This is a genomic window from Pseudomonas sp. YQ_6 (assembly GCF_043103245.1).
GTDB lineage: Bacteria > Pseudomonadota > Gammaproteobacteria > Pseudomonadales > Pseudomonadaceae > Aquipseudomonas > Aquipseudomonas alloputida.
Genome location: NZ_JBICJR010000065.1, coordinates 157,170 through 183,330 on the forward strand (window position 1 = coordinate 157,170; position 26,161 = coordinate 183,330).

Sequence of the window (26,161 nt, forward strand, 5' to 3'; positions counted from 1 at the left end):
AACCTGCGGTTGGCCATGCTCTGCGCTCCTCAAACAAAAAACCTGATCCCCAATGTAAAGGATCAGGTTTAACCTGACTTACAGGCCCAGTTCGGTCAGCCCTGGGTGATCATCCGGACGGCGACCCAGTGGCCAGTGGAACTTGCGCTCGCTTTCCTTGATGGGCATGTCGTTGATGCAGGCGAAACGGCGGTGCATCAAGCCATCGGCTTCAAACTCCCAGTTTTCGTTGCCGTAGGAGCGGAACCAGTTGCCCGAATCGTCGTGCCACTCGTAGGCGTAACGGACGGCGATGCGGTTGTCTGTGAAGGCCCAGAGCTCTTTGATCAAGCGGTAGTCCAGTTCTTTCTTCCACTTGCGGGTAAGGAAGTCCCGAGCTTCTTCACGGTTGTTTGCAAACTCGGCACGGTTACGCCATTGGGTGTCCACCGTATAGGCCAGGGCAATCTTATCGGGTTCGCGGGTATTCCAACCATCCTCAGCGAGTCGAACCTTTTCAATCGCCGATTCGCGAGTGAAAGGAGGAAGTGGCGGACGAGCGTGTTCGTTGGACATGGTGGTGCCTCCAATCTTTTTGGATGGTTCAGTTGAGTGGGTATTTCTTTAACTTTAAGCGCTTGCGCGCTGCACGTCTTTGAGCAAGACCTTTGTGATTTCTCGTGCACTGTCGAGCGCGGTGTGATCACCCATGACGTGGGCCACGGTTATCGTGCCCTCTATAATCAAAAGAAGTTGCTTGGCCAAGCCAGTTGGATCGTTAACACCTAATTCGCTGGTCAGTTCTAGCGTGTAGTCCAGTAGCTTTTGTTTATGCAGTTTTGCGATCTGTCGAACAGGATCGTCTGCGTCACCCACCTCTCCGGCTGTGTTGATAAAAGCACATCCGCGAAAACCGTCTGACTCGAACCAACTTTTGAGGGCATCAAAAATGCCAAGGATGCGTGCTTCTGGCGTTTGCGCTTTTTCGCATTCACTTCTGAACCACGTCATCCAACGTATATCGCGTGCATTGAGTGCCGCCGCTGCTACGTCGTCTTTATTCGCAAAATAGCGATAAATACTTTTACGGGCGACGCCCGAGGTCTTTACCAAGAGGTCCATGCCCGTGGCGTGAATCCCGTTTTCGTAAATCAGCTTCTCGGCAGTCGCCAGGATTTTTTCGCGTGTATCGGTCATTGGCTTATCCATGTAGCCAGAGTAGAACGATCGTTCTCCCTGGTCAAGCATCTCTTTAAATTGTTCGATTGCGCGCGAGCGGGGCGCCGGCATGCGTTCGATCAGGGTGGCTGGCTTCCCGGCTGCTCAGTCGCGCTCCAGTTCGGCAAAGCGGCTGGTCAACCAGGCATGCAGCTGCCTCACCGCAGGAGACAACTGCTTGCGGTGCGGGCACACCAGGCTCAGGGGCATGGCGGGCCCGGGGTGATCCTGCAAGAGCACGACAAGTCTTCCCGCCAGCACATCGTCGCTCACATCCAGCCAGGACTTGTAGGTTATCCCTTCGCCGGCCACGGCCCAGCGCCGGGCGATATCGGCGTCGTCGCAGAGCAGGGCGCCACGCACCTGGACAGTCTGCGTTCCCAGTTGCCACTTGTCGTAAACCCGCCCCTGCTGCATGTACAGCAGGCACTGGTGTTCGAGCAGATCTTCGGGGGCTTGCACGGTGCCTTGCCGCGCGAGGTACTCGGGCGAGGCCACCAGCACCTTGCGGTTCCAAGGTGCCAGTGGCAGGGCTACATAGTTGGCGTCGGCGTTCAGGCCATAGCGGATGGCGATATCCACCGGATCGCGGAACAGATCGGCAATCTGGTCGGAGAGAAAGAAGCGCAGGTTCAACTGTGGATGCTCTCGGCGAAACGCCGTGAGCCAGGGCAGCAGCACGTTGCGTCCCAAATCGGAGGGCGCGGCCACCTGCAACGTTCCGCTGAGCTGGGCGCTTTCCTGACGCAGGTTGTCGCGCCCGTGCCTGAGGGCTTCCAAGGCGATCAGGGCCGAGGGTAGGTACTGCTCGCCTTCGGCTGTGAGGCGCAAGCTGCGCGTGGTGCGGGCAAACAATCGCACATCCAGCTCTCGCTCCAGGCGCTTGACTGCTTCGGCCGCCTGGCCGGGTAGCAGGTCGGCCTCGTGGGCCGCCGCGGTAAAGCTGCCCAGCGCGGCGCTGCGAACGAAGATGCCCAGGTCGTCGAGACGGATCATTATCACTCCTGCAATGAAAGTGTTGACGGGCAGGGCCCGTTTTTCCCGGGCGTCTGGCACGCCAGACTGAATGCCAAATCAAACCACATTCAGCAGCGAGTGCCTATGAAAGCGATCAGTTTCATCCACAAAGGCTTGCCTATCGAAGACCCTGCGTCTCTCCAGGACATCTTCATGCCCAAGCCCAGCCCTGGGCCCAGGGACCTTCTGGTCGAGGTCAACGCCGTGTCGGTCAACCCCGTCGACACCAAGGTGCGCGCCAGCACTTTCACGCGTGAGCCGAAAATACTCGGCTGGGACGCGGCCGGTATCGTCCGCGAAGTCGGGGCCCAGGTGACCCTGTTCAAGCCCGGAGACCGGGTGTACTACGCCGGCTCCATCGCCAGGCCCGGCAGCTACAGCGAATATCACCTGGTTGACGAACGTATCGTCGGGCATCAACCGCGTAGCCTGGGTGCAGCACAGGCAGCCGCGCTGCCGCTGACGGCCATCACCGCCTGGGAACTGCTGTTCGATCGCTTGGGCATCGTGGAGGGCGGCGGGGAGGGCGATGCCCTGCTGATCGTTGGCGCGGCCGGCGGCGTCGGTTCGATGCTGGTGCAGTTGGCCCGGCAACTGACCCGCCTGACGATTATCGGCACGGCTTCCCGTGCCGAGACCAGCAACTGGGTACGCGAACTGGGCGCCCATCACGTCATCGATCACAGTGCGCCGCTGCAAGGGCAGCTGCAGGCCTTGGGGATCGAGTCAGTCAGCCATGTCGCCAGCCTTACCCATACTGATCAGCACTTTGCGCAACTGGTTGAAGTGCTGCGACCACAAGGTCGCCTGGGCGTGATCGACGACCCGCAGACCCTGGACGTCATGCCGCTCAAGCGCAAGTCGCTGTCGCTGCACTGGGAGCTGATGTTCACCCGCTCGCTTTACGAAACCGACGACATGGTGCGCCAGCACGAACTGCTCGAGCGCGTGGCCGGGCTGATCGACCAAGGCATCCTGCGTACCACCCTGGGCGAGCATTTCGGCGCCATCAATGCCGCCAACATGCGCCGTGCCCATGCGCTGGTCGAGAGTGGCAAGGCGCGCGGCAAGATCGTCCTGGAAGGCTTCTGAAACCTGTTTGACAGACAACGGCGGACCGGTCGATCCGGTCTGCCAGGAGCCTGCATGCTTGAACGAACCGTGTTTCTCTGCGCCGCGCACATTCCCGGCGCTACGCCCGGTGAAGCGCATGCACACATTGAAGCAGGCACTACCGTGCCTGCTCTTTGCAACTGACCAGGAGCTTGATGTGAACCGACAAGATTACCCCCTCGTTTCCCTCGCCATCCTCACGGCCAAACCAGGCCAGGCACCAACGCTCAAAGCGGCCTTGCTGGCGTTGATCGAGCCGACTCGGGCGGAGCCCGGTAACCGCGACTACATGCTGTTCGAACGTAGCGACGAGCCAGGGACGTTCTACATGCGCGAGGCGTTCGATAACCAGCAGGCCCTGGACGCGCACCTGACCACCGCTCACTTCCAGCGGTTTGCTGAGCAGGCCGAACAGCTGTTGGCGGAGCCCTTGCAACTGATCTTCCTTGACCCGGTGTCATCTGCCGTTGCGCCCCATCCCTGAGGGAGGCCAGGCAATGCGACCCGCCCTGGGGCACTGTTACCTCGACCGATGTGGATGGCTGTTCTCGAGGACGTTGGCGCCAGTTTGCGAGTGGGTCGCCATTTCACTATCAAGGACGCTGCTGAACTTTGGTTGCCGGCTGCTTGATGCTGGGTTCTTCTGAGCGTACGGCGCGGTGTTCAAACAGACTTATCAGGGTGCCTGTAATTGCAATCAGCGCCAGCATAAATAATCCGATGTCTGAATTTTCCATGGTCTCGTCCTGCGGGTTGATGGGTACAGGTTGACACTATTTCTTGGCACGGCGGGTCATGCCATACGCCGTAAAGCCACGGCCATGGCCCCGCCAAGTACCGCCATGGCCAGCAGCAGCGTGGGGAACGTCAACCACCAGGGCAGGCCGGCGGTCATCATGCTGAACTCCGACATGCCGCCGATGCTGGCGAGCAGGTTCAAGGGCAGGAACACCACATTGATCATGGTCAGGTTGCGCAGCGCGTGGTTCATGCCGTTGTTGGCCAGGTTGCCGCGGGCCTCGATCAGGTTGGTGAAGACTTGGGCATGGATCTTCGCCTGCTGGTAGCTTTGCTCGTTTTCGATGATCAGGTCATTCAGCACTTCCAGTTGTTCGGGCCCGAAGCCGTGTTTCTGGCCATGGCTGCGCAGCAGGGCTAGTACGGCGCCATTGCTTTGAATGGCGTTGACGTAATACACCAGGCTTTCGCTCAGGCTGTACATCTGCACCAGGTGCTGGTTGTCCATGGACCGATCGAACTGCAGCTGGATTTCACGGGCCACCTGCTTTACCACCCGCAGGTGGCCCAGGTAGTGATGCACGCTCTCAGCCAGCATCGCCATCAGCACATCCAGTGGGGTACTCATGCCGGCCTGCCGGTCTACCCCGGCGAGTAGCGAGTTGGCGGCGCAGATCACCACCAGGCGCTTTTCGCTGAGTACAACGCCGAATGACGAGACATTGAATACCCGGCCATCAAAGCTTTCCGGGCGCTTCCAGATCAGGAACAGGTGATCGGGCTTGATCTCGATACGCGCCACTTCATCCGGGTCCAGGGAGGACTCCAGCGACTGGGCACTGACCCCCAGGCACTCGCACAACCGGGATTGCTCCGCTGCGTCCGGCGCGACACACAACCAGACGCTGGCTCGTTCCTCGGGGGCTTCAAGGAGAGCACCGTCTACGGCGAGGTAGTATTCGATCATCGTTTACCAGGCCTGGCCGAGGTGTTTACGCTCAAGCCGCTGCACGAAAGCCTGCAGCACTCGCTGGTAAAGCGCGTTACCCAGCACGGCGTCTTCGGTGCCAGCATCAAGGTTGGGGTTGTCGTTGACTTCGATCACCAGTACGCGGTCGCCGGTCTGCTTCAGGTCCACACCGTACAGCCCGTGCCCGATCAGCCTGGCAGTGTCGACGGCCAGCTTTACGACTTCGGGCGGTGCCTGTTCCACCGGGACCGCGCGGCACAGGCCGTTGACTTCGCCGGCCTGGGCCTTGTGGTTGTAGATTTGCCAGTGGCCCTTGGACATGAAGTACTGGCAGGCGTACAGCGCCTCACCGTTGAGTACGCCAATACGCCAGTCGTATTCGGTGTAGCAGTACTCCTGGGCCAGCAACAGTACCGAATGTTCGAACAACTCCTGTGCCGCCGAGGCCAGTGCCTGGGCGTCGGCGACCTTGATCACGCCTTTCGAGAAGCAGCCGTCGGGAATCTTCAACACCAGCGGAAAACCGAGGCGCCGGCCCACAAGCTCGAGTTCCTGCGGGCGGTCCTTGTACAGGATCTCCGTGGCCGGCGCGCCGAGGTTGTGGCGTTTGAGCAGATCGGCGAGGTACACCTTGTTGGTGCAGCGCAGGATGGAGGAGGGGTCGTCGATCACCACCAGGCCTTCGCTTTCGGCCTTTTTGGCAAAACGGTAGGTATGGTCGTCCACCCGCGTGGTCTCCCGAATGAACAAGGCGTCAAATTCGGCCAGGCGCGCATAGTCCTTCTTTTCGATCAGCTCTACATCGATGCCCAGCTGTTTACCGTTTTCGATGAATTGCTCCAGCGCCTCAGGATTGGACGGCGGCAGCGCCTCGGCCGGGTCATGCAGAATCGCCAGGTCGAACCGTGCCAGGCGTTTGGAGGCGGGCTGGCGCCACGTCCGGCGGTTGAAGGCATCCAGCGCGTCGGCAAACAAGTGCTGCTGCTCATCCCGCAGTTTGTGCAGCGCGCCGGCCTTGATCCCGTCGATCTGCCAGGTATCACGCCTGCGAAACTCCACCAGCAAGACAGGGCAGGGGAACGACTCGAACAGCTGTCGACCGATATCCTGAAGGGGCTCAATGGCGGTCCGCCCGAAATACAAGGTGAGGGTGAAGGCCTCGGTGCTGCCATAGGGGTGATCGGCCAGGGCTCGCTCCAGCGTGCGTTCCAGGTCATCCAGCCCCACGCCATAGAGCGCCTTGCGAGTAAGCTCGCTGATGGTTCGCACCGACGGGAACACCTTGTGGCCCCGTGCCTCGGCGAGCAGCGAGCAGTAGTAGCCTTGCCCCAGATACTTGTAGCTGCGGCACAGGTTGATTACCTGCGTACGCCTCGCGACGTCGTCGCTGTGTTCAAAGTAATCCTGGGCCAGCATCAGGCTCTCGCTGGGAAAATAGCTGGCCCAGTCTTCCTTGCGCTCCACCACGATCAACAAGCGGTTACCGGCGCTCCGCTTACTGGGTGGCTCCTCGGAGAGGGTTATTGTGGAAACTTCGGTTTTGGCCAATACTTCGGCCACGTTGGCTTGCACCGCTGACATGAGTATTCGATCCCTGTTGAAGAAGACGCCCCTTCAATAAATCACGGGTTTCCCGACCTGTCCCGGTTCGTTACTCAAACATTACGGTGTTGCCATGGCTTTTGATTTTCGCTTTGCATCGGTGGCCGATATCGATGCGCTGGTTGCCCTGGAGCAGGACTGTTTCACCCTCGACCGCCTGAGCCCGCGTAATTTCAACTGGATGGTGCGACGCGCCAATGCCTGCCTTATTGTCGCTGAACAACAGGGGCATCTGGCGGGCTACGCGCTGCTGCTGTTCCATCGCGGCACGTCACTTGCCCGTCTGTATTCAATTGCCGTAAGCCCGGCCTGGCGCGGCCATGGGTTGGGCCAGCAGCTGCTGGAGCAGGCCCAGGCAAGTGCGCTTGAGCGTAATTGCGCCTGGCTGCGCCTGGAGGTGCGCGCGGACAACCCTGCGGCCATCAGCTTGTACGAAAGCAATGGCTATCAACGCTTCGCCGTGGTTGAGAACTACTACGAAGACCACAGCCAGGCGCTGCGTTTCGAGAAGCGTATCCTGCGCAGTGCTCCGCCCCCTGCACGGCAAGTGCCGTACTACGCGCAAACGACCGAGTTCACCTGCGGAGCGGCCTGCCTTTTGATGGCCATGGCTGCGGTCGAACGGGGGCGGGCCATGCACCGCAGCGAGGAAATTCAACTGTGGCGAGAAGCAACCACCATCTTCATGACGGCAGGGCACGGCGGTTGCAGCCCGCAGGGGCTTGCACTGGCGGCCTGGCGCCGCGGGTTCGAGGTGTGCATGGTGGTCAGCCAGCCTGGATCGCTGTTCCTCGATGGGGTGCGCAGTGCTCAGAAAAAAGGCGTAATGCAATTGGTCGAGGACGGCTTTGCCGGGGCGTTGGCCGAAACCGACGTGCATCAGGTGCTGGCGCCCGGCCTTGATGTGCGGTCAGCGTTGCAAGCCGGGTTCAGGCCGGTGGTGCTGATTAGCAGCTACCGTTTCACCCGTCTGAAGGCCCCGCACTGGATTCTGGTCACGGGTTGCGATGACGAATTCGTGTACCTGCATGATCCTGATGTGGATCACAGCCGCCAAAAACGCATTCTGGATTGCCAGCATCTGCCAGTAAGCCATGCCGAATTTCAGCGCATGAGCAGTTTCGGCAGGCAGCGGGTAAGGGCCGCTGTGCTGTTGCGCGGGCGATAGAACGGCTGTGCAGGTGGGTACGTATGGCATGGGCATGGAGTGAACATGAATAGTGCTCCGGATGGGCTCACATGCCGGAGCACTTTGCGCTTCAAGCGTGAAGCAATGCCTCGAGCTGGCCCTTGCGGTCAAGACGGGCCAAGTCATCGAAGCCGCCGACATGCACCTTGCCAACAAATATCTGTGGGACGGTTCGGCGTTGGGATCGCTGCATCATTTCCACCAGGTGCAGGGGTGACGCTTCAACGTTGATTTCGTCAGGGGTGATGCCCTTGCTCGACAGCAGTCGCTTGGCGCTCAGGCAGTATGGGCAGTGCGGGGTGGTATAGATAGTCACAGCGCTCATGGCGGTTACCCTCCTAGTTTGCCGATGGCGGAAAGTCGATATCGGTAGCGGCGATGTTGTTCAGGTAGTTGGTCAGGGTTAACAGCGTGACCTGTGCCACCACCTCCACGATCTTGCTATCAGTAAGCCCTGCCTCACGCGCGGCAGCGATCTGCTCGTCACTCAACTGGCCGCGCCTTGCCGTGATCTGCTGCGCCAGTGCGGCAACCGCGCTGAGTGTGCCGGCTCGGGCTTGGCTTACGGCCTCATCGCTCAAACCCGCCTTGCCGCCGAAGAAGGTGTGTGCAGCCAGGCAGTAGTCGCACCCGTTGATTTCCGAAGTGGCCAGGGCAACGACTTCACGCTCGGCGGCGCTCAGTGAGCTTTTACCCAACGCTTGGGCGAGGCCCAGGTAACCATTGAGCGCGACCGGAGCGTGCGCCAGGGTCCTGAATGCGTTGGGAATGAAGCCGAGACCTTTTTGAATGCCTTCGAGGGCTGCGCGCGAGCCAGTAGGGGCCTGGTCCAGCGAGAGAGCGGTAATTCGAGTCATGGTCGTTCTCCAAAGGGTTGATTAACCGGCTTGTCTATCAAGCGTGGAGTCCATACTAGAGAGGCAGACTTCTCTTTCGGCTTCAGATCGTCGAAGTTATGCAACAGATCGTCTAAACCTGAGTGCGCTATGGACCGATTGTCGACCCTGCTTAAACACTTCAACCTGCACGCTAGCGCGTTTCACCAGGGTGGGTTCTGTGGAACCACCCACCTTGGGCAACACAGTGTCGGCCACGCTCATCTATTGCGCTCGGGGCGTCTGGCCTTCAGGGGCAAGCGTGGCCAGCTGATCGAGTTGACCGAACCCAGCCTGATTCTGGCGGTGCGCCCGCAGGAGCATCACTTGCTGGCCACCGCCGCCGATGAAGCGGAGTTAGTGTGCGCCACCCTGCAGTTCGATGGCGGCGCCAACAATCCGCTGACCCTGGCTTTGCCGGACTTCATCATCAAGCCCCTCGGCGAATTGCACGGCCTTGATGGCACCCTTGACTGGCTGTTCGAAGAAGCCTTTGGAGATGAGTGTGGTCGTGATGTCATTCTCAATCGCTTGTTCGAGCTGATGATCATTCAACTGCTTCGCCACCTCATCGCTAGCCGCAGCATCGCCTCGGGAATGATGGCGGGTCTGGCCAACGCTCAGCTGTCTCGCGCGCTTGTGGGGATCCACGATGAGCCGCAGCGCAATTGGTCGGTGGCGGAACTGGCGAATCTTTCGGGCATGTCGCGGGCAAGCTTCGCTTCGCACTTTCGCGAGATCGTGGGTATTACGCCTGCGGACTACCTGGCGAACTGGCGCATCAGTTTGACGCAAAAACGCCTTCGCGAAGGGCGCCCCATTGCCCTGATCGCCGATGAGGTCGGCTACGAAAGTCCTTCTGCGCTAGCCCGAACCTTTCGCCGCAAGGTGGGCGCGAGCCCGAAACAATGGCTGCAGCAGGGAACGGTGTGACGCCTGGTCGACCGACTTGCACGCCAGGGAATGAGCAAGGTCCTGCGCCTCATCGGGGTGGCTTACACGTTCTCCCGAAGAAAATCGATGAACGCCATCGTCCTTGCCGAGCGGCGCCGCTCACGGCTGAACACGGCGCTGACCGGCAGCGCGGTCGTCTGGTATTCGTCGAGCAGGCTACACACGCCACCCTGCTCGAAGTCCGCAGCAAACAGCCATTGGGGAGACAGGGAGATGCCCAGGCCACCGAGGACCATTTCACGAATGGCCTCGCTGTTGTTGCTGGTGACGTTGCCTTTGATTGCAACCTCAAGTGCTTCGCCACGATGGGTGAAGTGCCAGCGGTCGTAATGCTCAAGCAAGGTGAAGGCGATGCAGTTGTGGCCTGCCAGTTCGGCGGGCTCGCGTGGCTGGCCATGGCGATCGAGATAGGCCGGTGCAGCATAGACTCGCCGTGTGCTGGTACCCAGGGGCACGGCCACCAGCCCCTCGCTCTTCACCACACCAATGCGGATGGCCAGGTCGATGTTTTCCATGAGCAGGTCTTCGTTGTAATCGTTCAGGCGCAGGTCAATCTGCACATCGGGGTGGCGCTGTAGAAAAGCCCCGATCAGGGGCGCTATGCACAGCCTCCCATAGCTGACCGGTGCGGCTATTCGCAGGGGGCCGGCGATCTGCTCCTGGCCGCTGGCGAAGCTGCGCGTGGCATGCTCTAGCTGGCTGAGAATCTCCTGGCAGTGGCTGTAGAAGCGTTGCCCTTGATCGGTGAGGGCGAGGTGCCGGGTGCTGCGGGCGAACACGGCTCCGCCCAGGTACTGCTCCAACGCACGGACCTGCTTGCTGACTGCCGGCTGCCCCATGTTCAGCTCCCGAGCCACTGCGGAAAACGAGCCACGCTCCACGACGCGCACGAAGATGCGCATGCTGTCGAACAGATCCATCGCTATTTGGCCTTTTTGAGGAATAAGTAATATCCAAATTTAGTTTCTTATCGGAATGAGGAAGACGGTGCAACCTGTAAGCGTCCACTCATTCAGAGGTTCCCGTCATGAATCAGACCATGCTTGCCGCTATCGCCGAATCCGCCCAGACCCCGCTGGTCGTGCGCCACATCGCCCGCCCTGTGCCCGGTAAGGGGCAGGTTTTGGTGCGGATTCACGCCGCCGGGGTCAACCCGCTCGACACCAAGATTGCAATCGGTGCGGGTGCTCACGCCCGCCAGGAGTTGCCGGCCGTGCTCGGCCTGGATCTCGCCGGTACGGTCGTCGAACTGGGCGAGGCAGTTGATGGCTTCACGCCTGGCCAGGAGGTCTTCGGCATGGCCGGCGGAATCGGCGGCGCCCAAGGCACCCTGGCCGAATACATCGCCGTGGATGCCAGGCTGATTGCATCAAAGCCGCATGCACTCGGCATGCGTGAGGCTGCCGCGCTGCCGTTGGTATTCATCACCGCCTGGGAAGGTTTGGTAGATCGCGCCAATGTTCGTAGTGGTCAGCGTGTGCTGATTCATGGCGGCGCAGGTGGCGTCGGCCAAGTTGCGGTGCAATTGGCCAAGGCTCGCGGTGCCGAAGTCTACGCCACCGGTTCGGCGGGCAATCTCGACTTCATTCGCTCGCTGGGGGCCACGGCGATTGACTATCAGGCGCAGGGTGTAGAGGCCTATGTCGAACAATATACGGCCGGGGAAGGTTTCGACATCGTTTATGACACCGTCGGCGGCAGCACGTTGGACGCGTCATTCAAGGCAGTAAAGCCTTATACCGGGCACGTACTCAGCTGCCTCGGTTGGGGCCAACACAGTCTCGCGCCTTTATCCTTCAAAAGTGCCACCTACTCGGGCGTATTTACCCTGGCACCGCTGCTAACCGGCAAGGGACGCGAACACCATGGAAGTATCCTGCGCGAGGCTGCTGTTCTGGCCAATGCCGGGCAACTGGCGATCCGGGTGGACCCGCAACAGTTTGCATTGGATGAGGTCAACGACGCTTTCCGACAGGTCGCTGAAGGTCGCGGCAGGGGCAAGACGGTTATCCAGTTGATAAGTGAATAGTCTCCTGAGCTTTATCAATCAGTAATTACCCGCCAGAAACGCCCGCTTCAAGCCTTGGCTGGCCTTCGCAAACAACTGCCAAAGGCGGACATGGCAAGTGATCATGAAAGTCGTTCCTTGATGTGAGGGGCTTTGTTCCAGGCGGCCGGCGGCCGGCCAAGCTGGCCGCAATCGAAGTGGTGACTTCGTCGCTACTGTCGGGAGGAAAGGGTGTGCCAGAAAAATCGATCATTCACGCGTGGTTATACCGGCATGAAGCAGCGCCGCGATAATGAAAGGCGCCTTTTTCTCTAGATACTCAGCCATCCCACCCGTATTGCTCGACTCCAACTGAAGCTTCAGCGTTTCATACTGTTGGCGGATCGAGGCATCGCGCCTAAGCAAATCTCTGAACCCCAGCATCTGAGTGATCGTCAGGTGGTCGCGGGTACAAACATGGAGTTTGTGCGTGCGAATCCCATCCACATTGCGCCGGTAGAAATGATGGCCCTCTGACAGATCACTTCCTCGTACATACCCCAAAGCCAACAACACCTCGTCCCGCGCTGAGGTATTGCGATGCGCGTGAACCTCAATGAGCACATCGAGTTCGGGCTTCGCCGCCAGGCCTGGGACAGACGTGCTTCCAACGTGGTGGATAGCAATCAGTTCAGCGTCGAATGCCGAGGCAATGAGTGGCTTGTCTGTCAGGAAGCGGGAGGGCCATGTGGGATCGTAGGGGGTAATCTTGCTGGTCAGTGCCATGTCCGTTCCTTGGCGATAACTACTTGAGGCGTCGGATTGTCCATCAAGGCGTGTGCATTTACCACCGACTTACAGGTCAATAACTGTCGGCAATATGTGTATTCGGAATCCGGGCGATTCACGCTTCAACACCCGCATATCGATAGACCGTCGCACTCCAATACTGGCTGCCGGTACGCGTTTGGCGTTTCCATCCGTCTGCCATCAGGTGCTTGGAGATCATCCGATTCATGAAACCATGACCGAACAATGGCTGCGACTCGTTTTGGCTGGCCGTGGCGCATCAGGATTATTTCCCCGCTCACAGTCGGCTGCCTTTTTCAAACCAGCCGTGATCACGGTACCACGCCACGGTGTCGGCGATTGTCAGCTCTAGTGCCCGGAAACTCAGTCCAAGCTCCTGTTCACTCTTGCGGTGGTCGAAACGGGTGCGGTCCTGCTCTCGAACCAGTAGACGCAACGTGGCCATGCTCAGCAGAATGGGTCTGCCGGTCAGGCGCGCATAGATCTCCTGCACAGCCGCCAAGGTGTATAGAAAGGGCAGCGGTATTTGTCGGGCTGGTGTCTTGACGCCCGCCATGCGTCCTAAAACAGGCACCAGTTCGCGCATTGTCATATGTCGGCCCGCCGCGAGATAGCGCTCACCTCGGCGCCCATGTCTGGCTGCGGCAATTTGTGCCAATGCCACATCGCGGGCATCGACAATGGAAAAACTGCCAGGGATCAACCCGGGCAATTTGCCCTGTACCACATCGTTGACCAATTGCCCCGACGAGGTTGGGCCAATGTCGCCAGGCCCCCACATCCAACCAGGCAGGACCATACAGGCATGCATCTGGGGATGGCTCTCCAGGAACGACAATACGACACGGTCAGCGAGGATCTTGCTGCGGTAGTAGTCATCTGCGTCGGCGTCGGCCCTCAGGCAGTTCTCCTCGATGGACGTGCCAGGTGCGCCGTCGAGCACAGCAATGGAAGACGTATGGATGAACCGTCGTATGCCGGCCCGGTAGGCCTGCTCAAGCAGGCGCCGCGTACCCGACACGTTTATCTGTTCGAGTTCGTTCCAGTGGCTGCCGCCCTTGTAGCTATCGCGGAAGAACGCGGCTGTGTGAAATACCGTATCGCAGCCTTGCAGCGACGCTGCGAATGCGTCGACCTTGGCCATGTCCCCAACGACCAGTTCCACCCCCGGCAGATTGTTGAACTGCTGTTCACCTTTGGCTTTTGAGCGGACCAGGCCTTTGACCGTGTAGCCGCGAGCGACCAATTCACGCACCAGGTTGTTGCCCAGCAAGCCGGTTGCTCCGGTCACAAATACGCTGCGCATGGCTCAACACGCTCGCTGTTCGGTTAACGGCAGCAACACGGCGCTGTCGAAAAAGGCCTTGTCATTGACGACCCGACCCATGGTATCGAGGTGGATGCAATCGTCGCCAACCACTGCAAGCAACGCCTCTGGATCTGGTCGTTTGAAAGCGCCAGAGGCGTGCTGCGCATAGACGTTGGGGGTGATAGTCATAAAATCCGGTCCATTCGTATCGAAGGGCTATAGATATACCTTTGAGGACGCTTTCGAAAAACAGCAATCACTGCATAATGGCTTTGCATATTCGCAAAGCCAGGAATGACTGACAGTATGACGTTGCACGCAAATTGGGATGATCTTCGCCTTCTGCTGGCCGTCTCGCGACGTGGCAGTTTTCTTCAGGCTGGACAATTGCTCGGTATCGCAGCTTCTACATTGTCACGCCGCTTGACCCAACTTGAGATTGCAGTGGGCGAGCCACTTGTCGAGCGCGGCGTTGAAGGATGCCGGCTGACGTCCCGGGGGCAATCCCTGGTGGAAGTTGCTATCGCTGCAGAATCAGGCTTGAGGCGGCAAACCCTTTCTGGCACATCGCAGCAGCCTACCGAGCTGTCCGGCAGTGTGTTGGTCAGTGCAGGGGAGGGGTTCTCGGATTACGTTCTGGAGGCGATAAGGCGCTTTACATCCCTGCACCCGCGTTGCTCCGTGGAGCTAACGGTGGCAGCCGACTTTCACAAGATCGCCCGCGGTGTGGCAGATGTTGCTGTGCGCACCGCCCATCTGGGGGAACCGTCACTGATTTATCGACCCATTGGCCGGCTCGCCTACGGCATCTTTGCTGCCCCGGGTTATCTGAAGCAATTTCCAGGCGTGACACTTACCACGGCAGTCAGTGTGTCCTTGCTTCCCCCGCTGGATATTTTGCCGCAAATGCGAGCGGCAAAGGCCGCAGGTCTGGACCGCGCGCAGATCAGCGTGAACTCTTTCGCCGTGCAGCTCCAGTCGGTGAGGCGAGGGATGGGGGTGGCTGTGCTGCCCCGTATCGCGGCTACCGATTTGGTCGAGCTGTTCCCGCATCTCCAGCTTCCAGATATGGAGATCTATTTGGTGACCCGGCCTCAGGCCTTGAAGCAAGCTCACATCAAATGCTTTTTTGACACCTTGGAGCGGGTTCTGCTCGAAGCCCTATCCTCGGCACATGTCGACGGTTGATCCACCAGCACCCTGATCACTGCGCAGCACCTCACTGGCCGTCGACCCGTCCCCCAAACCCGCAGGCATTCTTCGGCCGAAGACGGCATGGTGCTGCACGCCCGCTGGTTCCAAGGCTGCAGAGGTCGTGTCAATTTTCCTCAGGTGTGACAATACGCAGGGGGCGCGTGCCGATCTTCGCCCCCGTAATCTCGTCCACGGCGACAGCTTTGATTTCTGTGCCTGTTTGCGCATCGAAGAAGCGAGTCAGCTTACCACCGCCTCGGTATTGCTGGCCCCATGCACCAATCATGAACAGCACAGGCAGAAAATCGCGACCCGCAGCGGTCAGCAGGTACTCCTCCCTAGGCGGGTGCTCCGAATAACGCCGCTTCTCCAGTAATCCTTCCTCCGTCAGTGTCGCCAGCCGGCGGGTCAGCATTGTCGGTGCAATACCCAGGCTTTTCCTGAATTGGTCAAAGCGAGAAAGGCCGGCATGGGCATCACGCAGGATCAATATGCTCCAGGCATCACCGGCAACTGCCAGGCTGCGGGCGATCGGGCACGGGTTATCGCAACTATTTTTCACGTCCATACTATTTTGATAGTGACCTGCCTGCGAAAGGGTAGTATTGTCTGTATCAAATCGATAGTAACACCTCGATGACAAGCCATCCACCCGCAAAAACCAATGATGAATAGCCGAACCATGCAAGCACTGACCTTCAAGCGCTACGGCAAGTCACCCGACATCGGGTTGGCGGATGTTCCCCGCCCCACGCCAAAGGCTGACGAATTACTGGTGCAAGTCCGCGCTGCTGGCCTGAACCCGATCGACAACATGATTCCAACGGGGATGTTCAAGCCTGTATTGCATTTCCAGCTGCCAGCCACCCTGGGCAGCGATCTGGCCGGCATCGTGACCGAGGTGGGTAGCAATGTGACCCGCTTCAAGCCAGGCGATGCTGTCTTCGCCAGCATCTTCGATCTTGGCACAGGGGCGATTGCGGAATTCGCGGTTGTGCCGGAAAGCGCCGCCGCGCTGAAACCGGCCAATCTGAGCTTCGAGCAGGCGGCGTCGATCCCGATGGTCGGCCTCACCTCATGGCAAGCGCTGAAAGAGCGCCTCAAGCTTCAGGCCGGGCAGAAGGTGTTCATTCCTGCCGGGTCGGGCGGTATCGGTACGTTCGCAATCCAGTTGGCCAAACACCTCGGTGCAAAGGTGGGCACCACCACCAGTACAGGCAACGTTGACCTGGTGCGCGCTCTGGGGGCGGACGAGGTTGTGGACTACAAGACGCAGGATTTCGAGACCGTGCTGCGCGACTACGACGCGGTGCTCGGCACCGTAAGGGGGGATGCGATTGAAAAATCCATGTCCATCCTCAGACCCGGAAGCCAGATTGTCTCGCTCATTGGCCCACTGGATGCTGCGTTCGCCCGGGCCAAACGCCTGAACCTCCTCCTGACCTTCGTGTTCGGCCTGATGAGCCGCAAGATCATGCGCCTGGCAAAGAGGCGGAATGTCCAATACTCGTTTCTTTTCGTGCAGCCCGACGGTGCCCAACTCGCCGAAATCGGCAAGCTTCTGGACACCCAGCGAATTCGGCCGGTGATCGACCGGGTATTTCCGTTCGAGGACGCAAAGGGTGCGCTTGAGTACCTTGCTCAAGGGCGTTCCAAGGGCAAGGTCGTAATCAAGATGTGACTGCCGCCGTATTTCTCACACAACCATCGACATAAAGGTAACTTCCATGACCACACGTCCGACCGTACTCATTACCGGCGCCTCCAGCGGCATTGGCGCCACCTACGCCGAGCGCTTCGCCCGTCGTGGCCACGATCTCATCCTTGTGGCGCGCGACACATCGCGCATGGAGGCGCTTGCATTACGCTTGCGCGAGGAACGCCATGTGGCCGTTGAGGTGCTGCCAGCCGACCTGACCAGCTCGGCAGACCTGTCCGTGCTTGAAAGTCGGCTGCGCGACGACGCCAATATCGGCGTGTTGATCAACAACGCGGGTATGGCCCAATCGGGTGGTTTCCTGGACCAGTCCGCTGAAGCTATTGAGCGCCTTGTCACGCTCAACACCACCGCGCTGACGCGGCTCGCTGCTGCGATCGCGCCGCGCCTAGCGCAGTCGGGCACTGGTGCGATCGTCAACGTGGGTTCAGTGGTGGGTTTTGCGCCCGAGTTCGGCATGTCCATCTACGGCGCTACCAAAGCCTTCGTGCTGTTTCTGTCACAGGGGCTGAGTCAGGAGCTGTCACCCAAGGGCGTCTACGTGCAAGCCGTGCTGCCGGCAGCGACCCGTACCGAGATCTGGGCGCGTGCCGGCATTGACGTCAACACACTCCCGGAGGTGATGGAGGTCGGTGAGCTGGTCGATGCTGCACTTGTCGGTTTCGATCGTCGCGAGTTGGTAACCATCCCGCCACTTCATGTTGCCGAGCGCTGGGATGCGCTGGAAGGTGCGCGTCAAGGGCTGATGTCTGACATTCGACAAACCCGCGCGGCTGAACGATATCAGCGCCCACTGTGAACGCGTGATTGTGTACGAATGATCGAATCCGCCACCCAGGAAACAATGACCACCAGGCTCGTAATCGGCCTGGTGGTTTTTCACCGCCTTACCAATTGTGCGTATAACTGGCAGTCAACACAGTGCCTGGCGCCGGCAAATGGCTGGTGTTGTTGTTATTGCGCAGCAATTGGCTGTAGAGCGGGTAATAGGCGCGATTGAACAAGTTCTGGATGCCGACGCTTACCTTGTCGTCGGCAGAGATCTGGTACTGGCTGACCACGTCTACTGTCGTATAGGTACTTACCTGATGCCGACCAAAGCTGTCCACACCGTCGAGCCTGTAGTCCTTGGCGTCGAAGAACGTGGCTTGCAAGCGGTTGCTCCAATCCAGGCTCGGCTTGTACTGAACGTAGGCGGTCAGCTTGAGGGGGGGAACACGATAGCCGGTCATGTCTTGCCAACCTTTGCCGTCCGGCTTTTCTCGCCCGCGCATCCAGGTAGCACTCCCCCCTGCGCCCCACACCGCATCGTCCGATAGCCAATCGGCACTGGCTTCAGCACCGTAGATACGCTCCTTTGTGCGGGTCAGAATCAAGCCATTGTTGAAACTTTGCACGTCCCCCAGTTTGGAGGTGGTGTAGAACAGCGCCAGGGTGCCGAGGGTGTTGCTACCTAGCTCTCCTCGCCAGCCAAGCTCATAGTTATTGGTTTTGACCGGTTCCAGGTTCGATGCGCCGATGTCGAAGCCACGGCGCGCATTGCGCAACTGAATGCCCACGTCGGGCAACTGGAAGCCCTGGCTGAAGGAGGCGTAGATTTCCTGGCCGAGTACCGGTGAGTAGACAATGCCCAGGTTCGACAGCACCGCATCGTAATGAATGTCCCCACCCTTCACTGCCACAGGGGAGGCAGCCCTGGATTCGGACAAAGGGACGAAGTCATCGAATTCGGCGGTGGAGTATTCGTAGCGCAGGCCGCCGTCGACCGACCAGTGCTCATCGAAGCGATGCTGAAGCTGCGCGAACGCACCGGCGCTTCGGGACTTGAGCGGGGGCATGTAGGTGAGCTTGCCGGTCTTGTCGAAGACCAGGCCGCCACTGGCGTCATAAGCCGCAGGGTCGAAGACGTCGAGCGGCATGTCGCTGCGCTCCTGGTTATAGTCGCCACCCCACACCAGCTCGGTACTGCCGCTGTCGCCAAGTGGCGTGCGCAGGGTCAGGCGGCTGCCGAACACTTCGCTGTTCTGCATGATCTGGTCCACGTTGCCGCCGCGGGTTGCAACGGCCCGGGCGTCGAACGGCGTGAACCGGGTGAAGTAGTCCCGGTAATACATCTGGGCAGAAAGTCGGCTGCCGAGAATGTCGAGGTTCTCGTACTCCAGGTTCAGCAGGGTGTTGCGAATGCGGTTCTGTTCGTCGAGATCCAGGCCCTTGATCGCATTGGCCGGCACCGAGCCTGCGGGGAGTTTCGCGACGCTGGGGTCTGTAGCGTAGTCGGTGTCCTGGCGTGCATCGTAATGGCTGATGGCGAGCTGGATTCGCTGGTTCTCGTCAATGTGCAGCCCCAGCTTGCCGCCAATATTGTAGATGTTCGAATCGAACAGGTCGCCCTGACTGGGTTCCGGAGCGATCCGGTCGCCGTGCGCATCGTACGAGGCACCGATGTGGCGGGTACCGAAGTCGAACGAGTAGTCCACCGCGCCCTGAGAGCCTGCAAAATACTGCTGGAACTGGCCCCCCAGGCCATCGCTGCCCAGGCGGGTAAGTGGCGAGGTGGCGCTCAGGCTGGTTTCGGCACGGTTTTCACCGCCAGCAGGTCGTGTAGTGATGGCGATGATGCCCCCCGTGGCACCGCTGCCGTATATAGCGCTGCTGCCACGAATGACTTCGACCCGTTCGATCAGCGCCGGGTCGATGTTGGCCAGGTTGCGCGAAGAGTCGCGGTTGGTATTGAGCGGCACCCCGTCGACCATGACCAACATGCTGCGCCCACGCAGGGTCTGGCCGTACTCGGTGACGGTGCGGCTGGAGTCGGACATGCCCGGAATCGCCTTGGCCAGTACCGTGGCCAGGCTCTCTGAACCCTGGCGCAGCTCCTGCAGTTGTTCATGCTCGAGAACAGTGGACTGCCGCGTCGCGGACACCAGGCTACTGCTGGTGCGCGAGGCCGTGATTTCCATCTGCGCCATTTCCACGGGTACGCTTCGGGTTTCGGAACTGGGTGCAGGGGTGCCTTGCGCGATGATGACGAAGGTGCGCTCATCCTTGGCCTGTACTTGCAAGCCACTGTCCTTGAGCAGCGTTTGAAGTGCTTCCTCAGGTGTGAACCGCCCCTTCACCGCGGGCGCGTTTCGGCCTGCACCGAGCTCGCTGGCAAAGATGATCTGTACCGAAGACTGCTGAGCAAGGGCGTTGATGGCCTCCCCAAGCGGCGCGGCAGGGAGATCCACGTTCACCCGTTCCCGGCCCTGGGCCGACATTGCGATGAGCAGGCTACTGGCAAGCAATGACAGGCGTATTTGGCGACTGCGGAGGGGAAAATGCACTTCTCGAGTTCCTTTTATTGGCTGGGCTTTTTTCAATAGCCGCCATGGGAATCGAGAAACCCTACCTGCGCTTGATTATTATTTTCTTGTCGATTTACGTTGAATCCGGACGCTGCCATCCTCTTGTTTCAACACGGCGACGGGCAGGATGCTCGGTAACAGATCCAGCAGCAGGTCGACATGGTGCGTCTCGAAGACCCCTGTCACCTTGAGTGCAGCCAAGCTTGGGTCGCTTAGCTCAATGGATGCCTTGCGATAGTGACGCAACAACGACACCGCTTCATCCAGCGGCGTCTGCTCGAACACGATGCGATCATCTTTCCAGGCCATCGCCTTGGAGGCGTCGACCTTCGCCACTGGCATCAGTTGCCCGCCAATCGAGTCGACCTGTTGCCCTGGCCCGAGGGTGACAGGCGCTTGCGCGGCAGTTGCCACGGCGACGTCCACTCGCCCACGGGCCAGGGTGACACGAACCGCCTCGTTATCCAGGCGGCGAACATTGAACAGCGTACCGAGCACCTCGACTTTCGCCAGGCCAGCAGATACTACGAAGGGGCGGTACACGGCCGAGGACACATCGAAAAGGGCCTGCCCACTGCGCAGGTCGACTTCGCGGCTGAGCAGGCGCCAGCTGATATCGACATGCGTGCCACTGTCGAGCAGCAGTTTGCTTCCATCGCTCAGCAGCACAGCGCGCCGCTCACCCATGGCGGTAGCGAAACGCTCGCTCTTGTAGGCCGGGTTCAACCAGGCCAGGGCTGCAAAAGCGATCGCAACTGCTAGTGTGATACCTGCCGACTTCACCGCTTTCGAGGGGGCCGGCCTGGTCGGTGGCAGGGGGAACAGATGCTTGAGCTCTTCGCGATGTCGCCCCAGCGCTTCGTCCAGTGGCGCCTGTTCGGGCTGCTTGGTCATGGATGCACCTCATCGCGCCCAAGCCGTTGCCTGCACGTCGCCAACCCCAGGCGGAGGTGCTTTTCCACTGTCTTGATGGAAATACCGAGACGAGCGGCTACTTCTGCCTGGGGAATTTCGTGAACTTTATGCATGACAAAAACGGCCTGGCAGCGAGGTGGGAGGCCGGCGATAGCGCTCACGAGCAGTTGAAACTCGCGCTCGCTGTCATACCGGCTCATCGGCGTGGCTGCCGGGCAGGCTACCTCCGGGAGCTCGGAAACTGCCTCTACCCAGGCGCCTCGGCGGCGATCGCTACGATAGCGACTCACGGCGGTGTCGTTGGAGATTTTCCGTAGCAACGCTAGCGGGGTCCGAACGTTTTCTTTCTCACCGCGCTCAAGCAACTGCACACACACGTCATGCACGACATCGCGCGCCAGGCTTCTGTCGCCGAAGCGTCGGCGAATGTGGTCCACCAGGTCGTCATAGTGACGTACCAATGTAGACAGCAGCGTCGGTTTGGCGGGATCGAGCGACACGATGCATCCTGAAAAAAGGTAGGCTCCGAAAACAAGACGCAAGTGTAAATGAGAAATAGTTGCGAATAAACAAGCGACAGCGTCGAGCCATGCAAATTCACAGGAAGGTCAGAAACAGTCAGTCCGTTGGCATTGGCGCTGGCTTCAAGCTCAGCGCTTCGACATGAGTAAATCTGTCGGACATTCCAATAATTTAGGTGTGCTATATTTTGGGGCATGGACCAGATAGTTACATCCTGACCGTTTGGTTACTGACAGCGTGTCGGCGCTCAGCGTGGTCTTTAGGGAAAAAGGCGTGTGAATTGACGTGAAGCGTGACATCCACCTTGTTGTGCTACTGCTATCGGTCATAGGTTTTTCTCTCGCCTCGCTAACGCTGTGGAAGGTCATGGCCTCTCGCGAGCGCGCCTTGGAAGACATCAATGTCCATGGCCTGAACCTAACCCAGGCACTGTCTACCTATTCGGAAGGTATCGTCCGACAGAGCTCGATGTTGCTGCTCGGCCTGGTCGAGCGCCTGGAAACCGAGGGCGCCGGACCTGCGCAGATCGAACGGCTGGGTCAGTTGGTCAAGCGTCAGCAACCATTGATGCCGCCAATGAGCGGCATCACCATCTATGCCAAGGATGGGCGCTGGCTCATGTCGTCCAACCGTCCAACCCCCGTCAGCGCCAACAGCAGCGACCGGGCCTTTTTCATCCACCACCGTGACGACCCGTCCCGCGACCCCTTCATCGGCCTGCCAATCCGTAGCCGGGTCACCCAGGAATGGGTGATCACCATCAGCCGGCGATTCAACGATGACCGCGGTGAGTTCGCCGGCGTTGTTGCCATGACGCTTGGCGTGGAAAACTTCCTGCAGTTGTTCGGCAAGCTGGACGTTGGCCATGACGGTGCCATCGGGCTGACCTTTACCGACGGCTCCCTGCTGGTGCGCTATCCGTTTCGGGAACAGGACATGGGGCGCAACTTTTCGAAGTCGCCAATCTTCGCCAAATACCTCATCGACCAGTCAGCCGGCACCGCTTCATTCACCTCCAGCCTGGACGGCGTAGAACGCCTCTATGCGTTTCGCAAGAGTGACAAGCTCCCCCTGGTGACAACGGTCGCGCTGGGCAAGCAGGAAGCACTTGCAGCCTGGCGGCTCGAGGCGCTGCTGTCGTCGCTGGTGGTCGCTGCGCTGCTGGCACTGACCGGAACCATTGGCTGGCTGCTGATTCGAGCCATGAGCCGGCGAAGTGCGGTCGAAAACGAGCTTCGACTGACCCAACAGCAGTTGCTTGAGAGCAACCAACAGCTCGAAAGCCTGGCGATGCACGATGCGCTGACGGGGCTTGCCAACAGGCGCTGCTTTGACGAAGCGCTGACCCAGGAGATCCGCATGGCCCATCGAAACGGGACCCCGCTGGCTTTGCTGATGATCGACATCGACCACTTCAAACGCTACAACGACACCTATGGGCATCCGGCTGGCGACGCCTGCCTGCAGCAGATGGCTTACCTGCTCTCTTCCTGCATCCGCCGCCCTCGCGACCTGCTGGCGCGCTACGGGGGGGAGGAAATGGCCGTGATCCTGCCCGATACCGACATCGACGGAGCGGCTGTCGTTGCCCGGCTGATGCATGAGCGCCTGACCTTGCAACCTGTCCCTCACGAAGGCAGCCCTTTCGGGCATGTGACCGCCAGTATCGGCATCGCCTGCTCCGATGGGACGACCCTCGACAGCCCGCCATCGCTAATTGAACGCGCCGACCGGGCGCTTTATATCGCCAAGCAAGCGGGCCGCAATCGCCTGCAAGTCGACCGGGCGAATGCATAAAGCCAATGACAAGGAAAGTATTGACGCAATCTCATTTCGGCAAAGGCCAAAAGCGGATATCTGCGTAAGCTCTGTAGCAATAGTGGTGCCGTGCCTGGCCGGGCAAATGGAGGATCAGGATCTGGATTGGATCTCAACTACACCCTGAATCCTCTCGGCAACGGCACGTACCTGTACCTCAATGGTCAATTCGACTACGACTGCGCCGCCGCTATGCTCTACAGCGCGAAGTCTGGCCAGCCTTTGGGTGCAGCGATTAGCAACACTTGCCGCTCGAGCTACTTCCTACAACAAGAGAAGCTGCGAATGGCAGGAAAACCCTACGACAAAGGGGCGCCTGCTTACGACCCCTACAACCCGCCCAACACTTACTGGGCCAAAATTGTTGCTCGAACCACCAGCCAGCTGGAGGCGGCCAGTCAATTCAATGTGCGCTTTGCGGGGTATCCGCAGTTAGACCGCAACGGCAAGATCACCATCCGTGTGCAGTTCATGGGGGTAGCCCTCGGCCAATATGCATCCTTGGTGACCGTACCAGAACGAACAGAGGTCCTGCTGGACGACCCGCAGTTTGAAGCGGCGTTGCGCAAGCAATCCCAAGGATTGAACACGGTGATCCCCCAAGTGATTTCATGCGATGCGGTGCTGGACCACAGCAACGCAGTCGACAAAGGGCCGCGTCCCAGCGGTATTCCCAATGGGGAGTACTCTCGCTATGAGGTGCAATTTGTGGTGAAAAAAATGGGCTGCCAGGATCAACAGCGCCATTTTTCCACTGTGACTCGGTAACTCAACTTAGCCAAGAAAAAACCTTTCAGTGTCGGTCAACCGCAAAGCCAATTGCCGAAGGTCTAGTGTCTGGGGCTGCCCTTCAGGAAGGGCAGCTATGGGTCGAAAGCGGACGGTCGTGGGCTGGCGCTGCCGACTCAATGCTGCTCTTGGTGGATAGCGGCAATCGAGTTGTACCGGTGTCTTCACTGGTCACACTGTCGGCAGGTAAGCTCGGCTTTCTGCGACGACACCAAGGACGGCATACATGTGTTCCCTTAGCAATGAGCAGCTATTAGAGATCGTCCATCAGAACCCGATAAACCGGGCGCTGTTGGAGACGCTACCAACACTCGAAATTCCGAATTCCATGTTGGTCGCAGGGGCGTTGTTCCAGACGCTCTGGAATCATCGCTCGGGAGAACCTGTCGAGTGGGGCATCAAGGATTATGACATCGCCTACTTCGACGCAGACTTGTCATGGGAGGCGGAAGATCGAGTGATAGCTAAGGTTCAGCAGGCGTTCTCTCATTTAGGCATCAACGTCGAGATCCGCAATCAGGCCCGCGTGCATTTGTGGTACGAAGAGAAATTTGGCGGGGCCTACCCACCGTTGGAAAAGGTAACGGATGGTATCGACCGCTATCTCATTCGATCGACCTGTCTAGGCGTTGATGCCGGTACTGGTAAGCTCTATAGCACCCATGGCTTGAACGATCTCTCGAACAACTGGCTCAGGATGAACGAGTTGAATCCACGCCCAGATTTATTTAGAGCGAAAGCTGCCAGCTATCAGGCTCGCTGGCCATGGCTTCAATTGGTTGAATGAGCGTCAGCCAGTGGTAGCAGGCGTGGATCAGCAGAGCATAGAAAGCAGAGACCGATGGAATGGCGCTACGACTAAGAAAAGCTTGCGTGACCGATCTACCGGCCATTTACCGCGGCGAGGAGAGCTATATCCGTTCTTGGGAGCCAGTGCATGAAGCTTTCTGGCGTCGTGATCTTGAGCGGCATCTGACGCGGTGGGTAGAGAACTTCGACCATCTCACAGTCGCTGTCATCAACGATGTGTTCGCTGGATATTCACTGTGGATTCCAGAGGGTGTCTACGCAGAGCTTTGTACCATCCACGTCACCCCGGGCTCTCGTCGCAGCGGCGTTGGCGCTAAGCTGCTGAAAGCGTACATGTGCGATGCCGCATGTCAGAAATTCACTCGATTACGGTTGAGTGTGCGGCCAGACAACCCTGCAAGGTTGATGTACCAGAAAGCGGGTTTTTCATGCACAGGTGTGGGGGCGCAGGGTTATTTGATCTATGAGCGTCTTGCTTGAACAGTTTGGTGTGCGGCAGCGTTTGATCGATAACGGCTATTTGCGACCGGCAGCCAGCGACTCGAAGCAACCTTTCGCGAAGGGTAAGTATTGGATAAAAGTAAATCCAAGATACGGTGCTGGCCTCAATGATTCGGCTTCCTGCCCCTCAAAGCAAAGGCGTAACATGAATCGCCATTTATGTCGCATAGGGAGATTGCGATGACCCCCGACAAAGTCTGTCCTGTGGTGCTCTCGTATTCGCTACCTACCAAGATTCTTCTCTTCAGGCACCCTTTGGCAGGCACGCAACTGGTGAAGGGCACTATCGAGAATGGAGAAACACCCAGCGTGGCTGCATTGCGTGAGCTGGCAGAGGAGACCGGAATTGTTGACGCAGTGATCGGCAGCGATCTAGGTTGCTGGAAGGCTGATCACCAACATCAGGTGTGGTCGTTTCACCTTTGTCGCGCAGGGCGCGAACTGCCCGAATCTTGGGTTCATCAGACGCTGGATGATCACGGCCACCGCTTCGATTTTTTCTGGGCTTCGCTCGACAACCTGCCCTACACCGACTGTCACCCAGTCTTCCAGCGAGCACTGGTATTTTTATGCGAAACACTGAGAGCGTCCGGCCATTGGAGAGATGAGGGGCCCCAGCACGATCATTGAACGGCTGGTCGAAAGCAGCCGGTCACCACTGGCCGCGCTATTGACCCATGGCGGCTGTTCGTGGAAGGTAGTAAACGGCCGCCAGTGAGCGTTCGCGTGGAGACCTCGAATCAAAAGACATCAGATTGAAGGGGGGCGCGGTGGTAATAGGGTATGT

The 26,161-nt window shown here is 59.2% G+C and carries 29 protein-coding genes and 1 pseudogene; 13 read left to right on the forward strand and 17 right to left on the reverse strand.

All coding sequences use genetic code 11. The features are described from left to right. Positions 1–78 precede the first annotated feature (78 nt). The 3 genes from ACF8FG_RS22550 to ACF8FG_RS22560 all read right to left on the reverse strand — a co-directional run bounded on the left by ACF8FG_RS22550 (position 79) and on the right by ACF8FG_RS22560 (position 2,193). The gene (locus tag ACF8FG_RS22550; RefSeq protein ID WP_014591134.1) at positions 79–555 is read right to left on the reverse strand and encodes a nuclear transport factor 2 family protein; all 477 of its coding nucleotides are present in this window, start codon (positions 553–555) and stop codon (positions 79–81) included. A 54-nt stretch (positions 556–609) separates the two neighbouring features. Further along, complete coding sequence (locus tag ACF8FG_RS22555) at positions 610–1,176, reverse strand: TetR/AcrR family transcriptional regulator (protein WP_076403846.1); 567 nt, start codon at positions 1,174–1,176, stop codon at positions 610–612. 126 nt (positions 1,177–1,302) lie between these two features. Continuing rightward, positions 1,303–2,193: a LysR family transcriptional regulator gene (locus tag ACF8FG_RS22560; protein ID WP_014591133.1), complete on the reverse strand. Its 891-nt coding sequence runs from the start codon at positions 2,191–2,193 to the stop codon at positions 1,303–1,305. A 105-nt stretch (positions 2,194–2,298) separates the two neighbouring features. Between ACF8FG_RS22560 and ACF8FG_RS22565 the strand changes: the two genes are divergently transcribed. After that, positions 2,299–3,306, forward strand: coding sequence for a zinc-binding alcohol dehydrogenase family protein (locus ACF8FG_RS22565; RefSeq protein WP_019438519.1), 1,008 nt, complete (start codon positions 2,299–2,301; stop codon positions 3,304–3,306). 118 nt (positions 3,307–3,424) lie between these two features. After that, positions 3,425–3,811 carry a putative quinol monooxygenase gene (locus ACF8FG_RS22570; protein WP_119713823.1) on the forward strand — a complete coding sequence of 129 codons (387 nt, stop codon included), beginning with the start codon at positions 3,425–3,427 and terminating at the stop codon, positions 3,809–3,811. A gap of 109 nt (positions 3,812–3,920) precedes the next feature. Here ACF8FG_RS22570 and ACF8FG_RS22575 read toward each other — a convergent pair whose 3' ends face one another. Genes ACF8FG_RS22575 through ACF8FG_RS22585 form a run of 3 tightly spaced genes read right to left on the reverse strand, consistent with a single transcriptional unit; the run spans position 3,921 to position 6,616 of the window. Continuing rightward, a complete protein-coding gene (locus tag ACF8FG_RS22575; RefSeq protein ID WP_178095693.1) occupies positions 3,921–4,064 on the reverse strand; it encodes a hypothetical protein in 144 nt (47 codons plus the stop codon). A 56-nt stretch (positions 4,065–4,120) separates the two neighbouring features. Next, the gene (locus ACF8FG_RS22580; protein WP_023390185.1) at positions 4,121–5,032 is read right to left on the reverse strand and encodes a magnesium transporter CorA family protein; all 912 of its coding nucleotides are present in this window, start codon (positions 5,030–5,032) and stop codon (positions 4,121–4,123) included. 3 nt (positions 5,033–5,035) lie between these two features. Continuing rightward, positions 5,036–6,616: a RimK family alpha-L-glutamate ligase gene (locus tag ACF8FG_RS22585; protein WP_014591129.1), complete on the reverse strand. Its 1,581-nt coding sequence runs from the start codon at positions 6,614–6,616 to the stop codon at positions 5,036–5,038. 94 nt (positions 6,617–6,710) lie between these two features. Here ACF8FG_RS22585 and ACF8FG_RS22590 point away from each other — a divergent pair, with 94 nt between their 5' ends. Next, positions 6,711–7,805, forward strand: a complete 1,095-nt coding sequence (locus ACF8FG_RS22590) for a GNAT family N-acetyltransferase/peptidase C39 family protein (RefSeq protein ID WP_318078876.1) — start codon at positions 6,711–6,713, stop codon at positions 7,803–7,805. A gap of 91 nt (positions 7,806–7,896) precedes the next feature. Here the strand turns inward: ACF8FG_RS22590 and grxC are convergent, their stop codons facing one another. Further along, positions 7,897–8,151 (reverse strand): glutaredoxin 3, encoded by a 255-nt coding sequence (grxC, locus tag ACF8FG_RS22595; protein WP_134698447.1) that lies wholly within the window; start codon positions 8,149–8,151, stop codon positions 7,897–7,899. A gap of 13 nt (positions 8,152–8,164) precedes the next feature. Further along, a complete protein-coding gene (locus ACF8FG_RS22600; RefSeq protein WP_010953859.1) occupies positions 8,165–8,683 on the reverse strand; it encodes a carboxymuconolactone decarboxylase family protein in 519 nt (172 codons plus the stop codon). Positions 8,684–8,812: 129 nt separating this feature from the next. Between ACF8FG_RS22600 and ACF8FG_RS22605 the strand changes: the two genes are divergently transcribed. Next, entirely contained in the window at positions 8,813–9,634 is an 822-nt protein-coding gene (locus ACF8FG_RS22605) for an AraC family transcriptional regulator (RefSeq protein WP_318078880.1), read from the forward strand. A 62-nt stretch (positions 9,635–9,696) separates the two neighbouring features. Here ACF8FG_RS22605 and ACF8FG_RS22610 read toward each other — a convergent pair whose 3' ends face one another. Then, on the reverse strand, positions 9,697–10,575 hold the full coding sequence (locus ACF8FG_RS22610) for a LysR family transcriptional regulator (protein ID WP_014591125.1): 879 nt from the start codon (positions 10,573–10,575) through the stop codon (positions 9,697–9,699). A gap of 107 nt (positions 10,576–10,682) precedes the next feature. Here ACF8FG_RS22610 and ACF8FG_RS22615 point away from each other — a divergent pair, with 107 nt between their 5' ends. Further along, positions 10,683–11,684: a zinc-dependent alcohol dehydrogenase family protein gene (locus ACF8FG_RS22615; RefSeq protein WP_014591124.1), complete on the forward strand. Its 1,002-nt coding sequence runs from the start codon at positions 10,683–10,685 to the stop codon at positions 11,682–11,684. Positions 11,685–11,912: 228 nt separating this feature from the next. On the opposite strand, the gene ACF8FG_RS22620 is transcribed toward ACF8FG_RS22615, so the two are convergent. From ACF8FG_RS22620 to ACF8FG_RS22635, 4 genes and pseudogenes are all read right to left on the reverse strand, one after another. After that, a complete protein-coding gene (locus ACF8FG_RS22620) occupies positions 11,913–12,428 on the reverse strand; it encodes a GrpB family protein (protein WP_041166982.1) in 516 nt (171 codons plus the stop codon). Positions 12,429–12,546: 118 nt separating this feature from the next. Beyond that, a pseudogene (locus tag ACF8FG_RS22625) lies at positions 12,547–12,678 on the reverse strand (histidine phosphatase family protein); the annotation flags it as partial. 51 nt (positions 12,679–12,729) lie between these two features. After that, the gene (locus ACF8FG_RS22630; RefSeq protein WP_318078875.1) at positions 12,730–13,758 is read right to left on the reverse strand and encodes an SDR family oxidoreductase; all 1,029 of its coding nucleotides are present in this window, start codon (positions 13,756–13,758) and stop codon (positions 12,730–12,732) included. A 3-nt stretch (positions 13,759–13,761) separates the two neighbouring features. Then, positions 13,762–13,950 (reverse strand): hypothetical protein, encoded by a 189-nt coding sequence (locus ACF8FG_RS22635; RefSeq protein WP_019438506.1) that lies wholly within the window; start codon positions 13,948–13,950, stop codon positions 13,762–13,764. A gap of 117 nt (positions 13,951–14,067) precedes the next feature. Here ACF8FG_RS22635 and ACF8FG_RS22640 point away from each other — a divergent pair, with 117 nt between their 5' ends. Beyond that, on the forward strand, positions 14,068–14,949 hold the full coding sequence (locus ACF8FG_RS22640; protein ID WP_070383896.1) for a LysR family transcriptional regulator: 882 nt from the start codon (positions 14,068–14,070) through the stop codon (positions 14,947–14,949). A 130-nt stretch (positions 14,950–15,079) separates the two neighbouring features. Here the strand turns inward: ACF8FG_RS22640 and ACF8FG_RS22645 are convergent, their stop codons facing one another. Further along, complete coding sequence (locus ACF8FG_RS22645; protein WP_014591120.1) at positions 15,080–15,523, reverse strand: helix-turn-helix domain-containing protein; 444 nt, start codon at positions 15,521–15,523, stop codon at positions 15,080–15,082. Between the two features lie 114 nt (positions 15,524–15,637). Here ACF8FG_RS22645 and ACF8FG_RS22650 point away from each other — a divergent pair, with 114 nt between their 5' ends. After that, the gene (locus ACF8FG_RS22650; protein ID WP_318078874.1) at positions 15,638–16,636 is read left to right on the forward strand and encodes an NADP-dependent oxidoreductase; all 999 of its coding nucleotides are present in this window, start codon (positions 15,638–15,640) and stop codon (positions 16,634–16,636) included. Positions 16,637–16,682: 46 nt separating this feature from the next. Continuing rightward, a complete protein-coding gene (locus ACF8FG_RS22655) occupies positions 16,683–17,471 on the forward strand; it encodes an SDR family oxidoreductase (RefSeq protein ID WP_318078873.1) in 789 nt (262 codons plus the stop codon). A gap of 88 nt (positions 17,472–17,559) precedes the next feature. Here ACF8FG_RS22655 and ACF8FG_RS22660 read toward each other — a convergent pair whose 3' ends face one another. The 3 genes from ACF8FG_RS22660 to ACF8FG_RS22670 form a co-directional block, all read right to left on the reverse strand. Then, complete coding sequence (locus tag ACF8FG_RS22660) at positions 17,560–19,998, reverse strand: TonB-dependent receptor (protein WP_318078872.1); 2,439 nt, start codon at positions 19,996–19,998, stop codon at positions 17,560–17,562. Between the two features lie 78 nt (positions 19,999–20,076). Next, the gene (locus tag ACF8FG_RS22665; protein WP_318078871.1) at positions 20,077–20,913 is read right to left on the reverse strand and encodes a FecR domain-containing protein; all 837 of its coding nucleotides are present in this window, start codon (positions 20,911–20,913) and stop codon (positions 20,077–20,079) included. Further along, positions 20,910–21,434: an RNA polymerase sigma factor gene (locus ACF8FG_RS22670; protein ID WP_014591115.1), complete on the reverse strand. Its 525-nt coding sequence runs from the start codon at positions 21,432–21,434 to the stop codon at positions 20,910–20,912. The genes ACF8FG_RS22665 and ACF8FG_RS22670 overlap by 4 nt, the downstream gene beginning before the upstream one ends. A gap of 307 nt (positions 21,435–21,741) precedes the next feature. Here ACF8FG_RS22670 and ACF8FG_RS22675 point away from each other — a divergent pair, with 307 nt between their 5' ends. The 5 genes from ACF8FG_RS22675 (at position 21,742) to ACF8FG_RS22695 (ending at position 26,004) form a co-directional block, all read left to right on the forward strand. Next, positions 21,742–23,253, forward strand: a complete 1,512-nt coding sequence (locus ACF8FG_RS22675) for a diguanylate cyclase (protein ID WP_014591114.1) — start codon at positions 21,742–21,744, stop codon at positions 23,251–23,253. Positions 23,254–23,379: 126 nt separating this feature from the next. Continuing rightward, on the forward strand, positions 23,380–24,042 hold the full coding sequence (locus ACF8FG_RS22680; RefSeq protein ID WP_318078870.1) for a hypothetical protein: 663 nt from the start codon (positions 23,380–23,382) through the stop codon (positions 24,040–24,042). 247 nt (positions 24,043–24,289) lie between these two features. Next, on the forward strand, positions 24,290–24,850 hold the full coding sequence (locus ACF8FG_RS22685; RefSeq protein WP_019438499.1) for a nucleotidyltransferase family protein: 561 nt from the start codon (positions 24,290–24,292) through the stop codon (positions 24,848–24,850). Positions 24,851–24,936: 86 nt separating this feature from the next. Continuing rightward, positions 24,937–25,353: a GNAT family N-acetyltransferase gene (locus ACF8FG_RS22690; RefSeq protein ID WP_230678082.1), complete on the forward strand. Its 417-nt coding sequence runs from the start codon at positions 24,937–24,939 to the stop codon at positions 25,351–25,353. 201 nt (positions 25,354–25,554) lie between these two features. Then, positions 25,555–26,004 carry an NUDIX domain-containing protein gene (locus ACF8FG_RS22695; RefSeq protein ID WP_033724970.1) on the forward strand — a complete coding sequence of 150 codons (450 nt, stop codon included), beginning with the start codon at positions 25,555–25,557 and terminating at the stop codon, positions 26,002–26,004. Positions 26,005–26,161: the final 157 nt, after the last annotated feature.